Origin of the sequence: Neisseria elongata subsp. elongata (assembly GCF_900113545.1) — a bacterium.
GTDB lineage: Bacteria > Pseudomonadota > Gammaproteobacteria > Burkholderiales > Neisseriaceae > Neisseria > Neisseria elongata.
This window is the reverse complement of record NZ_FOPS01000002.1, coordinates 145,148-158,638: the sequence shown is the minus strand read 5'-3', so window position 1 is coordinate 158,638 and position 13,491 is coordinate 145,148. Positions and strand designations below refer to the sequence as shown.

Annotated in this window: 15 protein-coding genes and 1 other RNA gene; 10 read left to right on the top strand and 6 right to left on the bottom strand. The window is 52.4% G+C overall.

Annotated elements, in window-relative coordinates:
- Positions 1-83 precede the first annotated feature (83 nt).
- The gene (locus BM261_RS02840; protein ID WP_074894934.1) at positions 84-1,673 is read right to left on the bottom strand and encodes an inorganic phosphate transporter; all 1,590 of its coding nucleotides are present in this window, start codon (positions 1,671-1,673) and stop codon (positions 84-86) included.
- 433 nt (positions 1,674-2,106) lie between these two features.
- On the opposite strand from BM261_RS02840, the gene BM261_RS02835 reads away from it, so the two are divergent.
- The 7 genes from BM261_RS02835 (at position 2,107) to rpsI (ending at position 6,514) form a co-directional block, all read left to right on the top strand.
- A complete protein-coding gene (locus BM261_RS02835) occupies positions 2,107-3,408 on the top strand; it encodes an ATP-binding protein (protein ID WP_074894932.1) in 1,302 nt (433 codons plus the stop codon).
- A 214-nt stretch (positions 3,409-3,622) separates the two neighbouring features.
- The gene (locus BM261_RS02830) at positions 3,623-4,612 is read left to right on the top strand and encodes an NAD(P)H-dependent glycerol-3-phosphate dehydrogenase (RefSeq protein WP_074894931.1); all 990 of its coding nucleotides are present in this window, start codon (positions 3,623-3,625) and stop codon (positions 4,610-4,612) included.
- Between the two features lie 48 nt (positions 4,613-4,660).
- Positions 4,661-5,008 carry a hypothetical protein gene (locus BM261_RS02825; RefSeq protein WP_074894929.1) on the top strand — a complete coding sequence of 116 codons (348 nt, stop codon included), beginning with the start codon at positions 4,661-4,663 and terminating at the stop codon, positions 5,006-5,008.
- Positions 5,005-5,307, top strand: coding sequence for a cell division protein ZapA (locus BM261_RS02820; protein ID WP_049248624.1), 303 nt, complete (start codon positions 5,005-5,007; stop codon positions 5,305-5,307). Before BM261_RS02825 ends, BM261_RS02820 begins: the two co-directional genes overlap by 4 nt.
- 8 nt (positions 5,308-5,315) lie before the next feature.
- Positions 5,316-5,495: non-coding RNA, 6S RNA (gene ssrS / locus BM261_RS02815), on the top strand.
- A gap of 185 nt (positions 5,496-5,680) precedes the next feature.
- On the top strand, positions 5,681-6,112 hold the full coding sequence (gene rplM, locus BM261_RS02810; RefSeq protein WP_074894926.1) for a 50S ribosomal protein L13: 432 nt from the start codon (positions 5,681-5,683) through the stop codon (positions 6,110-6,112).
- Positions 6,113-6,121: 9 nt separating this feature from the next.
- A complete protein-coding gene (rpsI, locus tag BM261_RS02805; protein WP_003769457.1) occupies positions 6,122-6,514 on the top strand; it encodes a 30S ribosomal protein S9 in 393 nt (130 codons plus the stop codon).
- Between the two features lie 289 nt (positions 6,515-6,803).
- Here the strand turns inward: rpsI and tal are convergent, their stop codons facing one another.
- The gene (gene tal / locus BM261_RS02800) at positions 6,804-7,859 is read right to left on the bottom strand and encodes a transaldolase (RefSeq protein WP_074894924.1); all 1,056 of its coding nucleotides are present in this window, start codon (positions 7,857-7,859) and stop codon (positions 6,804-6,806) included.
- Between the two features lie 74 nt (positions 7,860-7,933).
- On the opposite strand from tal, the gene BM261_RS02795 reads away from it, so the two are divergent.
- Entirely contained in the window at positions 7,934-8,914 is a 981-nt protein-coding gene (locus BM261_RS02795; RefSeq protein ID WP_074894922.1) for a KpsF/GutQ family sugar-phosphate isomerase, read from the top strand.
- 283 nt (positions 8,915-9,197) lie between these two features.
- On the opposite strand, the gene efeO is transcribed toward BM261_RS02795, so the two are convergent.
- From efeO to BM261_RS12855, 3 genes are all read right to left on the bottom strand, one after another.
- Positions 9,198-10,379, bottom strand: a complete 1,182-nt coding sequence (gene efeO / locus BM261_RS02790) for an iron uptake system protein EfeO (protein ID WP_074894920.1) — start codon at positions 10,377-10,379, stop codon at positions 9,198-9,200.
- A 21-nt stretch (positions 10,380-10,400) separates the two neighbouring features.
- Positions 10,401-11,219 (bottom strand): iron uptake transporter permease EfeU, encoded by an 819-nt coding sequence (efeU, locus tag BM261_RS02785; RefSeq protein WP_070455032.1) that lies wholly within the window; start codon positions 11,217-11,219, stop codon positions 10,401-10,403.
- Positions 11,220-11,362: 143 nt separating this feature from the next.
- A complete protein-coding gene (locus BM261_RS12855; RefSeq protein WP_256205700.1) occupies positions 11,363-11,497 on the bottom strand; it encodes a hypothetical protein in 135 nt (44 codons plus the stop codon).
- 161 nt (positions 11,498-11,658) lie between these two features.
- Here BM261_RS12855 and BM261_RS02780 point away from each other — a divergent pair, with 161 nt between their 5' ends.
- Both BM261_RS02780 and BM261_RS02775 read left to right on the top strand, forming a co-directional pair.
- The gene (locus BM261_RS02780; RefSeq protein WP_040665507.1) at positions 11,659-12,144 is read left to right on the top strand and encodes an Lrp/AsnC family transcriptional regulator; all 486 of its coding nucleotides are present in this window, start codon (positions 11,659-11,661) and stop codon (positions 12,142-12,144) included.
- A gap of 106 nt (positions 12,145-12,250) precedes the next feature.
- Positions 12,251-12,799, top strand: a complete 549-nt coding sequence (locus tag BM261_RS02775; RefSeq protein WP_074894917.1) for a gamma carbonic anhydrase family protein — start codon at positions 12,251-12,253, stop codon at positions 12,797-12,799.
- A gap of 287 nt (positions 12,800-13,086) precedes the next feature.
- Here the strand turns inward: BM261_RS02775 and rsfS are convergent, their stop codons facing one another.
- A complete protein-coding gene (gene rsfS, locus BM261_RS02770) occupies positions 13,087-13,476 on the bottom strand; it encodes a ribosome silencing factor (protein ID WP_040665527.1) in 390 nt (129 codons plus the stop codon).
- Between the last annotated feature and the right edge of the window lie 15 nt (positions 13,477-13,491).

Genomic DNA, 13,491 nt, shown 5'->3' with positions numbered 1-13,491 from the left:
CACTGCCCAGGAATAGCTTTACGCTTATTATAAATATTTCATCAGCATCTGACAAAATTTATCTTAAAATATACATTCCTGAATTAACTAAAAATTGCCCTTAATATTAGAAAACAACCTATAGACAAAACCGAAGCAGCCGGTAATGTAATTACCCATGCCAATGCGATCGGTTTCATTGCTTTCCAATTTGCATTGCGATTTACCAAACCAATCCCTAAAACCGCACCAACCAAGATATGTGTACTGGACACAGGCAATCCCAATAAAGAGGCAGCCATAACCACGGAAGCTGCTGCCAATTCCGCCGTAAAACCTGACGAAGGATGCATTTCCGCCAAATTTGTCCCTACAGTTGCAATGACTTCTTTACCAATAAACCACAAACCAACAATCAAAGCGATCCCAAACGTCAGCAAAACAACCGGGGGCACAGGTGCGGAAACACCTATTTCATCTGTCCGCAATACATCCATAATGGCTGCAAACGGCCCGATAGCATTCGCAATGTCATTTGCGCCGTGACTGAATGCGAACCCGGCCGCTGTAAACACCTGCATCCATGAGAACATTAAAAAAGTTGATTTGGACAAATCCTTGCGCTTTAAAGTTTTAGCATAAATAAAGGTTGCCAACCAAATACCGGCACCAATCATAAGTATGGTCAGGTAACTCGCCAACTCACTCATACCAAGATTCAGATTTTTCAATCCTTTAAAAATCAGCATAGAGGCAATCATCATCCCACCAAGAGACGAAATCAGAGGCACCCATGAATGCAATGCTTTATATGCATCGATATTATTTTTGCGTTGATCAATATTATGCAGCCCCTTATAGTAGGCTGACTCTAATTCATTCGGATCAAAATCGATTTCACCGTAAATTTGCGCATCCCTAGCCATAGCTGAAGCAGCCTCTAACCGCTCCTGTTCCGGCAATGCTTCAAACCTTAGACGGTGCTCCTCTTTATATGCTTTTTTCTCCGCTTTAATTTCTTTCAATTGACGCTCAATATCGTCGTTATAATCTAAAACATGCTTTTTTACTTGATAAAACAATAAGTAAGATACCAAGCCACCCAAAACCGGTGATAAAACCCAAGAAATGGCAATCTCACCTATTTTTTCCCACTTCACCAATGCCAACGTTCCTGCACCGTTGTTTGTCAGCAAAAACCCCAACATCATCGAACTACCGACGATACCGCCGATAATTGCGTGTGTAGTGGATACCGGCAACCCTTTTTTCGTGGCAAACAATAGCCATAAAGCGGCAGCCAACAGTGCGGACAACATAACATAAACGAACTGCATGGGTTCCATCGGCAAGGCTTCCATCTGCACAATACCGTTACGTATGGTTGCCGTTACCTCCCCCCCTGCAATCACGGCACCGCTGACTTCAAAAACGGCAGCCACAATCAAAGCTTGGGGAATGGTCAAAGTACCTGCCCCAACCGACGTACCAAACGAATTGGCCACATCGTTTCCGCCGATATTGAATGCCATGAAAACACCGAAAAACGTGGCCAGCAAAAACATCGTCGTATGATTGTGGTTGGTATATCCGAGACCCCAATAAATAAAATAGCCGACCATACCAATAAGCATGACGGCAAAAGCAAAATTGGTTTTGTACATGGGACCCGAAGCAACGTTCGTTTGAGCCATGATTACAGTTCCTTTAAATCATTCAAATTAATTTAATCGGAGGCGGCACAGGCATTTTTACTGCCAAGCAACAACCGTCCAAATACAAATTTCAGACGGCCATTATAGATTTAATACCCTATTCTCGGAAGAGTTTGCCGAATATCCCGCCATTTTTTCGATACCGCCGCAATATTCCCCCTGAGAATTTACGAAAAACCCAAGCCTGCCGTCTCTCCTCCCCTTGATTTAAATGTTTTTTTCCTATGATTTTATTTTTTACCGATTTTGCCACATTACAACCATCCGCATACCGAAACTCTCAAATCATAACAATCAACCATTGACCCTGCGCAAGAAAATTGCACCTAGAACGCACACAAAACTATTTTTCTACTAATTTTCACCCGTTACAATCCACACCCCAAACCTCACCTCACACACAATATTTGGCATGAACCGTACTTTCCGACTCATCAAAAACTCACTGCAAGCCAGAATCAGCCTGGCCGTCATTGCCGTTTCCCTGCTGCTGGCCGTGATAGCCGGCGGATTTTCCTTCTATACGACCTATCACGAAACAGAAGAGTTACAAGACGACCTTTTACGTCAAACAGCCGCACTTTCCTCTTCAGACGAAGATGAAACCGATATAGACAGCGATTCCCGCATCTTCACCCAACGTCCCGGAAAACAAGGCCGTCTGAATATCCCTGCAGATTTGTCCGACGGCTTCCACGATTTGCGGGACGACGGAGACGACTACCGAATCTATCTGCACCACGGTTCACAAGGCCAAATCGCCGTCATACAAGAAAACGAATACCGCGCCGACCTGGCTGAAAATGCAGCCTTTCACAGCGTTATCCCGCTCCTTTTATCCATTCCCTTAACCATCTTGCTGACCGTCTGGGTGGTCTCGCGCACCATGCTACCGGTAAAACGGCTGTCGCAAAGCCTGTCCGTACGGCAGGAAAACGACCTTTCCCCACTGAACGACACAGATGCCCCCAGCGAAATGACCGGCTTTATTGCCGCCATCAACCGCCTATTGAAACGCACGGACGACAACATCCGCCAACAGCAACGCTTCATCGCCGATGCGGCACACGAAATGCGCAGCCCGATGACCGCGCTTTCCCTGCAAGTCGAACGCTTAAACCAACTCCCCCTTGCAGATGACGCCAAACTACAAGCCCGGCAAATCCAAACCAGCATTGCCCGCCAACGCCACCTGCTCGAACAGCTTTTATCATTGGCACGCGCCCAATCGCCGGATGCAAAACGTCCGCTCGCCGCCGTCAACCTGCAACACCTGTTCCGACGCATATTGGAAGAACTCTACCCCCTTGCCGCCGTCAAAGGACAAGACATCGGCATCGCCGTCGAACGGAACTGCGAAATTTATGCAAATGAAACAGAAATTTACACCCTGATTAAAACACTGGCCGACAACGCAATCCGCTACACGCCGGCTTCAGGCCAAATCGATCTCGGCTTTGACGACAATGACACACACCTGACCCTTTGGGTTGAAGACAACGGACCCGGCATTCCGCCGGAAGAACGCCGGCGCGTACTCGACCCCTTCTACCGCATACTGGGCAGCGAACAGCAAGGCACAGGGCTCGGCCTGTCCATTGCCGACACCATCGCCAAACGTTACGGCGGGAAACTGATACTGTCCGACAACCGGCGCACAGGGCATGGCTTGCTTGCCCAAGTGGAATTGGACAAACAAACATTGCAAAAATAAACCAACCGCACCCTAGATGCGCGCCATACGACAAACAGCCTTCCGACATAAGGCTGTCTGAAAGCACACAACGGCACAAACCGCTGAATTTGAGAAAAAACAGCCAAAATGCAATAATGCAGCCCTGTTTCAATCAGGCCGTCTGAAAACCCGCAGGCAACAAACGGCGGGACAAACCTCCGAACAGCCGGCCGCTCAGCATGGAAAACACAACATGAAAATTACCGTCATCGGCGCCGGCTCATGGGGAACGGCCCTTGCCATCCACTTCTCCCTCCATGGCCATCCGGTTTCCATTTGGGCGCGCAACCGCGAACAAATGGCCGCCATGCAAAACGAACGGGAAAACCAACGTTACCTCCCGGGTTTTCCCTTGCCCGACAACCTGACCGCACACACTGAACTGACCGAAGCCCTCGAAGGCAGCGAACTGGTTTTAATGGTTACCTCCGTAGCCGGCCTGCGCGACAGTGTCGAATTGATCAAACAAGCCGGTTACGGCCACCTGCCCATCCTCACCGCCTGCAAAGGCTTCGAACTCGACACCGGCCTGCTGACCTTCCAAGTCGTCCGAGAAATCCTGCCCGACAACGACAAAATCGGCGTCCTTTCCGGCCCCAGCTTCGCCCAAGAACTCGCCAAACAACTGCCCTGCGCCGTCGTTTTGGCTTCAGAAAACGAAAAATGGATTAACGGGCTGGTGCAAGAACTAAACACACCCATCATGCGCCTGTATGCCAACACCGACATCATCGGTGCAGCCGTCGGTGGCGCGGTTAAAAACGTCATGGCCATCGCCACCGGCCTTTCAGACGGCCTCGAATACGGCATGAACGCCCGAGCCGCACTGGTTACGCGTGGTTTGGCCGAAATGACCCGTTTGGCCGTCGCACTGGGCGCGCAACAAAAAACCATGATGGGACTGGCCGGCATGGGCGACCTCATCCTCACCTGCACCGGCGCACTGTCGCGCAACCGAAAAGTCGGCCTGGGCCTGGCTTCCGGCAAGCCCCTGCACCAAGTCCTGACCGAAATCGGCCATGTTGCCGAAGGCGTACCCACCATAGACGAAGTATTCAACACCGCCTGCCGCCACCAAATCGACATGCCGATTACCCAAACCCTGTACGAACTCGTACGCAACGAACTGAGCGCAAAAGATGTCGCCGAACGTCTGATGATGCGCGAAGCCAAATCGGAATAACCCCCAGGCCGTCTGAAAGCGTTTCAGACGGCCTACACGGAGCACCGCATGACCCAACCCTTGGAAAAACTGGAAGCCCGCGTCTACCAACTGGTACAAAAATTCGAAACCCTGTTGAGCGAAAGCCGCAGACACCAACTGGAAAACGTCCGGCTCAAAGCCGAACAAAAACGCAAAGACGAACAGCACCAGGCGGCCGTAGACGAATTAAGCGAAGCCCTGCTGGTACAAGTAGACAAACTGAAACACGACCTTCAAAGCAAAATCGACATCCTGACGGAAGAAAACCGGCACTACCGCACCCTATTGGAAGAAAGTGCCGCCGAAATCCGCCGACTGCTTGCCCGGCTGCCGACCAAAACGCCGTCTGAAACATCCCCGGAGACTGAAAAATGACACAACAAACCGAACAAGTTTCCGTATCCATCATGGGACGCACCTTCGGCATCGGAACCCCGACGTCCGAAAAAGCAACACTACTCCAAGCCGTAGACATGCTGAACCAAAAAATCGAAGCCATACAAAACGGCGGCCGCATTGTCGAAACCGATAAAATCATCATCATGGCCGCCTTAAACGTCGTCCACGACCTACTCAAAATCTCAATGAAAGATGGTTTGGCAATCGGAGAATTTGAGCGTAGAATAGCCGACATGGTTGGGGTGTGCGAAAAAGCACTATCCAAAGTTCCCTGACCCTCCCTTTTTCCCTGCGGTGTCCGTGAAGGCATACATTCCTTTGAACCAATACGTTCGCTTAAGGTTGTCGGGAGTGCAGTGGGCGCGAGCGTTCCTTTAGGAACGCACCCGAAACTGCCCGAGGCAGCCGCCTTGTTTGACAAGGTTCAAGCGGATTGAGCCGAAACGCCACCGGCGGGGAAACCCTCAAAAAGCGGTACCGGACCATTTCGGTACCGCTTCACATTTACCCCTGCCAAACAAGCACGGCGTTTTTACGGCGCAAACCACACAAGCCGCCGCAGCCGCACAACAAACCTTATCCTTGATTGACATCCATACGAGAACGCTCTAAAATCGGCAGCTTTCTATATACCTTTGGAATTACCCTATGAAAACCTTTTCAGCCAAACCGCACGAGGTGAAGCGCGAATGGTTTGTAATCGATGCCACAGATAAAGTTCTGGGCCGCGTTGCAGCCGAAGTCGCCAGCCGCCTGCGCGGCAAACACAAGCCCGAATACACACCGCATGTTGATACCGGCGATTACATCATCGTTATCAATGCGGACAAATTGCGCGTTACCGGTGCGAAATTCGAAGACAAAAAATACTATCGCCACTCAGGCTTTCCCGGCGGCATCTACGAGCGCACCTTCCGCGAAATGCAAGACCGCTTCCCCGGTCGCGCACTGGAAAAAGCCGTTAAAGGTATGCTGCCCAAAGGCCCTTTGGGTTATGCGATGATTAAAAAACTGAAAGTGTATGCAGGTACAGAACACCAGCATGCCGCCCAGCAGCCCAAAGCTCTGGAATTGAAATAAGGACGCGACATGAACGGTAAATATTACTACGGCACAGGCCGCCGCAAAAGTTCGGTTGCCCGAGTATTCCTGCAAAAAGGCAGCGGTCAAATCATTGTAAACGGCCGTCCGGTTGACGAGTTCTTCGCCCGTGAAACCAGCCGCATGGTTGTCCGCCAACCCTTAGTTTTGACCGAAAATGCAGAATCTTTCGACATTAAAGTCAATGTAACCGGCGGCGGCGAAACCGGCCAATCCGGTGCTATCCGCCACGGCATTACCCGTGCGCTGATTGACTACGATGCAGCCCTGAAACCCGCATTATCTCAAGCCGGCTTCGTTACCCGTGATGCTCGTGAAGTTGAGCGTAAAAAACCGGGCTTACGCAAAGCACGTCGTGCAAAACAATTCTCGAAACGTTAATCCGTTTCTGCAAAAAAACCCTGCCAAAGCAGGGTTTTTTTATTTTCATATTTTCAGATGCACTTAAATCACGGAATGCATGATTGGAATAGGGTAAATCAATAAATTTGTAACATGAAGACAGTTTACTTCTTGCCTTTATTCCCATCAAACATTCACATCCAAGACACTTAGCCGGTTTAACGCAAAAACCAGTCGATTTATCCTATCGATACAGGCAAATCGTTTCGTTTCCTTTCATAGGCTTAATATTTTCAGACGGCCTCAGGCCGTCTGAAAATATAAGAAATCATGCCAGCGGTGCCAAAAGCTTGGCAAATGCCTCTTCAAACTGTTGCAAGCCGTCTTGCTGCAACCGCACCGCCAATGTTTCGACATCTATACCCAGCGTCGCAACTTCCTCCAAGACGGCAAGTGCGGCATCGCTTTGCTCGGACAAAGTCGAATGCGCCGTACCATGTTCGATAAAGGCTTTCAACGTTGCTTCCGGCACGGTATTGACCGTTTCCCTGCCAATCAGGCTGTCCACATACAATGTGGCCGGATAAGCCGGATCTTTCACGCCTGTAGAAGCCCACAACAATTGGGCACGGTTTGCCCCCTGCTCCAACAATCCGGAAAAATCGCCGCCATCAAAAAACCGCTGCCAATCCAAATAAGCGGCTTTGGCCAAAGCAATCGCCGTTTTACCGCGCAGATGCTCGGGCAACACGGCATCCAAGGCACTGTCGATACGCGAAATAAAAAAGCTGGCCACCACATGGATATCTGCCACTGCGCCGCCTGCAGCCAAACGTGCACGGATGCCGCGCACATAAGCTTCATAGGCTTTCAAGGTCTGTTGGCGCGAAAACAGCAGGGTCAGATTGACGCTGATGCCGTCTGCCACCAAACCTTCCAACGCTTTCAAACCCTCATCGGTTGCCGGCACTTTGATCATCGCGTTTTTTCTGCCGATTGCCCGATGAAGCCGCCTGGCTTCGGCCACCGTGCCTTCGGCATCGTGCGCCAACTCAGGTGAAACCTCCAAGCTGACAAAGCCGCTTCGTCCGCCGTCGGCCTCATACGTCGGCAGGCATACATCGCAGGCAGCCCGCACATCGTCTACCGCCAAAGTTTCATAACGCTGTTTCGGCGACAAATCCTGCCGCTTCAAATCCGCCACATCGGCGGCATACAGAGGGTCTCCGGCAAAAGCTTTCTGAAAAATAGCCGGATTCGACGTTACTCCGCACACGCCTTTTGCCAGCCATTCGGCCAATCCGCCGCCCTGCACCAGCGAGCGGGATAAATTATCCAGCCAGATTTGTTGGCCCAAGGCTTTAACGTCCGATAAAATAGTCATTTCCGCTTCCTTATATCGAAATAAATAAGGAGCGCATCCTACGCGAAACACCATATTTGAACAAGGCAGACACCATGCAGACAAACGACGCAGAACAATACATCGAATGGGCAAGGGAAGTATTGCAAATCGAAGCCGACGGCCTGAAGGAAATTTCAGACGGCCTCAACGGCACATTCGCCGCCGCCGCAGACACTATTCTTTCCTGCACGGGGCGGCTGGTGGTCATGGGTATTGGAAAATCCGGCCATGTCGGCCACAAAATCGCCGCCACACTGGCCTCCACCGGCACGCCGGCATTTTTCGTCCATCCTGCCGAAGCCGCCCATGGCGATTTGGGCATGATTGTGGACGGCGATGTCGTACTGGCCATTTCCAATTCGGGCGAAAGCGACGAAATTTCTGCCATCCTGCCGGCATTGAAACGCAAAAATATCTGCCTGATCTGCATTACCGCCCATCCCGAATCCACCATGGCGCGGCATGCCGACATCCACCTGACCGCCGCCGTTTCGCAGGAAGCCTGCCCGCTCGGCCTCGCCCCCACTTCCAGCACCACCGCCGTCATGGCCTTAGGCGACGCACTCGCCGTTGCCCTGCTTCGCGCACGCTCCTTTACCCGCGAAGACTTCGCCCTCAGCCATCCCGCCGGACGGCTGGGCAAGCGTTTGCTGTTGCGCGTTGCCGACCTGATGCACAGCGGCGACAACTCGCCCGCCGTAACCGAAGATACGCCGCTGAAAGACGCCGTGGTCATCATGAGCGAAAAAGGGCTGGGGATGCTGGCCGTTACCGACCAAGGAGGCCGTCTGAAAGGTATCCTGACCGACGGCGACCTGCGCCGCCTATTCCAAAAATGCGAAACCTTTGCCAGACTGACGGTAAACGACGTGATGCACCCCAACCCGAAAAGCATCGCCCCCGACCGTCTCGCCACCGAAGCCCTGAAAGAAATGCAGCAAAACCATGTGAACGGCCTTTTGGTAGTAGAAGGCGACGGCATACTGGTCGGCGCGCTCAATATGCACGACCTGCTGGCGGCGCGCATCCTGTAACGGTTTACAGCGGATAACCTCGCGCAACAACATCCGGGGAACAATTCCTTCGGATATTAAAGCGGCGGAAACACATCGCCTTGCATACCGCCCGCGCCTGCATGTCTACGGCTTTCCGCCCGGTATCAAACCGTTCATCCGCAATAAAAAGAGGCCGTCTGAAAAACGATTTTCAGACGGCCTCAGCCTTATATTCCGCTCAAACAAACCCAGTTCGGACAAGAATCCGATTCCCATCAGGCAACCGAATTCCCGCAAAACCGGAATAAGTTTTCAGACGGCCTTAATTCAAGCCCAAAGTGCCGCGCAGTTTGCCCAACTCTTCAGCCAACGTGTTAATCGGAGCCTGTAATTTCTTACGGTCGTCTTCCGACAACTTGTCATAGCTTTCAAAGCCATCGCCTTTTTTGTATTTCGCCAGAATTTCATTGATTTGTTTGAAGTTGGCATCTACGGTATCCAACAAGGCTTTGTCTTTCTCAGCAATCACATTGCGGAACAAATCGACGATTTTCTGCGCCCCTTCGATATTGGCTTGGAAATCGCTCAAATCGGTGTGGCTGTAACGGTCTTCCTCACCGCTAATTTTCGAACCGGCCACCTCTTCAATCAACACGGCCGCACCGCCGACCACTTTGCTCGGCGGAAAATTCAGCGTATCGATTTCAGCCTTCAGTGCTTTCACGTCTTTTTCCAGCTTGTCGGCGATGTCTTTCACGCCGTCCGTGCTTTTCTCAACCCACAAAGCGTATTCGATGCGGTGGAAACCGGTGAAATTCGGGTCTTTGGCCTGTTCTTTGAAGTCGTCCTCGCGCGCATCGATGGCGGGGTCGAGTTCGTTAAACAATTCGGCAATCGGCTCGATGCGTTCGTAGTGGGTACGCACGTCGGCAAACATCGCTTTAGCCTCTTCGATTTTGCCCGCTTTCACGGCAGCGACGAATTTTTCGGTTTTTTCGGTCAGAGCGGTGGCTTCGCCTTGGACATAAACCTTATAGTCGGCCAACGGTTGCGCCAGTTTGCCCATATCCGCCTGAGCCGCTTCGGCCTTGAAGCCGCTGTCGGTAACAATCAGCTTGCCACGCGGGTTGGTCAGCAGGCCGCAAGTCATTTCATAAGTGCCGGGCAGCAGGGTAACGGTCATTTTGTCAGACAGGCCGGGAGCGATGTTTTCACGCTCGTCCACCACCATCACGCCTTCCAAAATTTCCCATTCCAGCTTGCGGCCGCTGTTGTTTTTGATGTTGAACGTGGTTTTGCCGCTGGGGACGGTCAATTCCATCGGTTCGCAGGCCGAATCGTTTACGGCAATATTGACGCTGCCGTCGGCATTCGGTGCGGCAGGCTTGCCGGCCGAAGCGGTGTCGCCCGAAGCGGGGGCGGCGGGTTTGTCGGCCTCAGGCGGCTGACAGGCGGCCAAGCCCATGGCCAGCAAGACGGATAAAGCGATGTGGTTCATTTTCATAACGGATTTCCTTTAGGGGATTTAACGGGAAGGTGAAACGGCTTTGCTGCCGCGTAAAAACCAAAATAAAGCGGGCAGCAGATAGGCGAAATACCAAGCGATGTCGCTGACCGTGGGATGGTCGGTATAGCCGAAGAAACCGCCCATCAGCACGCCCAACGGGCTGTCTTCGTGCAAAACCTTAGACCAGTCGAACAATATGGTTTGGCCGATATTCCACACGCCTGCCTCATGCAGGGCGCGGAACGAACCCGACAGCAAACCGGCGGCGACGAAAATCAGGAACACGCCCGTCCAACGGAAGAATTTGCCCAAATTCAAACGGATGCCGCCCTGATAGAGCAAAACGCCGATGACCACCGCCGTCGCCAATCCGGCCACCGCGCCCAAAGGCATTTTATGGTCGCTGCTTTGGCCGAACACGGCAATCAGGAAAAACACGCTTTCCAAACCTTCGCGCGCCACGGCGAGAAACGCCATCAAAACCAACGCCCAGCCCGAACCGCCCTGATTGAGCGCGGCTTGGACGGAATCTTGCAAATGCTGCTTCATCGAACGGGCGGCCTTCTGCATCCACAACACCATATAGGTCAGCATGCCCACTGCCACCAGACCGATTGCACCGACGACGAATTCCTGCTCCTTTTGCGGGATTTCACCGGTAAGGCGATGGATGGCAAGGCCGATACCCACGCACAGCAGCGCGGCGGAAATCACGCCCAGCCAGACTTTGTTCATCAGATGATGATGCCCGGACTGTTTCAGAAAACCGGCCACGATGCCGACAATCAGCGCGGCCTCTATGCCCTCGCGCAACATAATTAAAAAAGCTATCAGCATGGTTTTAAGGTATTTTCAGTTAAATTGTGCAAATTATCCGCTGATACGGATATAAATGCAAACGGTTTTCAAATATATCTATCCAACCGTCTGAATGTTTTACACCTTCAGACGGCCTCATTTTGCAGGATCGGACATTCATTTCATCCAAACTCAAACACCCAGCCGCCCTCATCTGCCGGACAGCCCGAAGGCATGGCAGCCTCCCATTGCCGTTTCAGACGGCCACACTCCCCCGTCCGCCATATTTCTTTACACTTGCCGAAAAACCATCCCATTGTTTCCATTCATGCCCGAAAGGCCGTCTGAAAAAACATTTAATGTTAAAGAAGTAATTTTTTTACGCTATTGTGCGTTAAGCGGATTTACCTTATATTGCCGCACACTAAGGTTGCGAAACATTGCAAACCGTTTATCAGAAGAAAAAAAGGAAAATAGCATGGCACAAATTACATTGGACAAAACCGACCTCAAAATCCTGCAGGTATTGCAAAGCAACGGCCGCCTGACCAACGTCGAACTTTCCGAACGCGTCGCACTCTCGCCGTCTCCCTGCCTGCGCCGCCTCAAACAACTCGAAGACGCAGGCATCATCCGCCAATATGCCGCCCTGCTCTCGCCGCAGGAAATCAAACTCGGCCTTCAAGCGTTTATCCGCGTATCCATCGACAAATCGGGCGAATTGCGCGACCGCTTCGCCCAAACCGTGCAAACCTGGCCTGAAGTTTTAAGCTGCTTCGCACTCACCGGCGAAACCGACTACCTGCTGCACACCTTCTTCCCCGACATGAACGCCTTTTCCCATTTCGTGCTCGACACCCTGCTCTCCCACCCCGGCGTGCAGGATGCGAAATCCAGCTTCGTCCTCAAGGAACTGAAAAACACCACCGCCCTGCCGTTGGGACACCTCCAAACAACGGCATAAAGCGGCAAAAACAAACAGGCCGTCTGAAAAGCGCAACCGAAACGGCAAACCCATTTCCGCGTTTTCAGACGGCCTCCTTTTACACAAAACCCGTCAGGAGCAAACCATGAACCTCCGCCCCTTCCGCCACATCCTGCCGCAACTGGGCAAACGCGTTTACCTGGATGCCGCCGCCGTCGTCATCGGCGATGTCGTATTGGCGGACGACGTATCCGTCTGGCCGTGCGCCGTCGTGCGCGGCGACGTCAACCACATCCGCATCGGCGCGCGCTCCAACATACAGGATGGCAGCGTGCTGCACGTCAGCGGCCGCACGGCGGCCAAACCCGAAGGTTCACCACTGATTGTCGGCGAAGACGTTACCGTCGGCCACCGCGCCGTACTGCACGGCTGCACCATAGGCAACCGCGTGTTAATCGGCATGGGCGCGGTCGTCTTGGACGACGCGGTTATCGGCGACGACGTGATTATCGGCGCGGGCAGCCTAGTGCCGCCGCGCAAACATCTGGAAAGCGGCTTTCTCTACACCGGCTCCCCCGCAAAAGCCGCGCGCGAACTGACGGCACAGGAACGTGCCTTCCTCGTTCAGTCCGCAGCCAACTACACCGCCACGGCACAGGCCTATCGGGAAACGGACGGCGGCACGACAGACTGAAGCTGCACATTGCGGCAAAACCGTGCCGCACCGCCGACCTGAAGCCTCATCTCATCGGATAACGGAAAACGTGAAGTCCAATCAAACGCCGTACATTCCGATGAAACATAACGATGCCGCCATTCCCGCACAGACAAAATCCAAACGGCAACTGGCAAAACGGCGGCAATACACGAATTTCCGTTTGAATCGACAAAAAGGCCGTCTGAAAACATTCTTATTCTTTCAGACGGCCTCAAATCATTTAAACCGCCATTGCAAGGCGGATGCGGCATTTTCTGCCCAAATCAATTGTCGGCGGCGTGCCAAGGCTTGGCCGCACCGGCGTGGAACGTAGGTTTTTCCCCACCCCACAGCGTATCGATATCGTAAAAATCCCGCACGGCGGGCAGCATCACATGCACCACCAAATCGCCCGCATCCACCAAAGTCCATTCGCCGCTGTCGCCTTCGGTGCTGAGAATTTCAAAACCCGCCTCTTTCAAATCGACTGCCACGTTGTTGGCCAAAGCTTTGACCTGCCTGCTGCTGTCGCCGCTGGCAATAATCATGCGGGCAAACAGGGAGGTTTTGTCTTGGGTTTCCAAAACGGCAATGTCTTTGGCTTTCACGTCTTCCAAGGCCGAAACGGCGATTTCGACCATTTTCTGCAAATCCTGCAATTCTTGTTCTGTCATCATTTTTTCCATTTT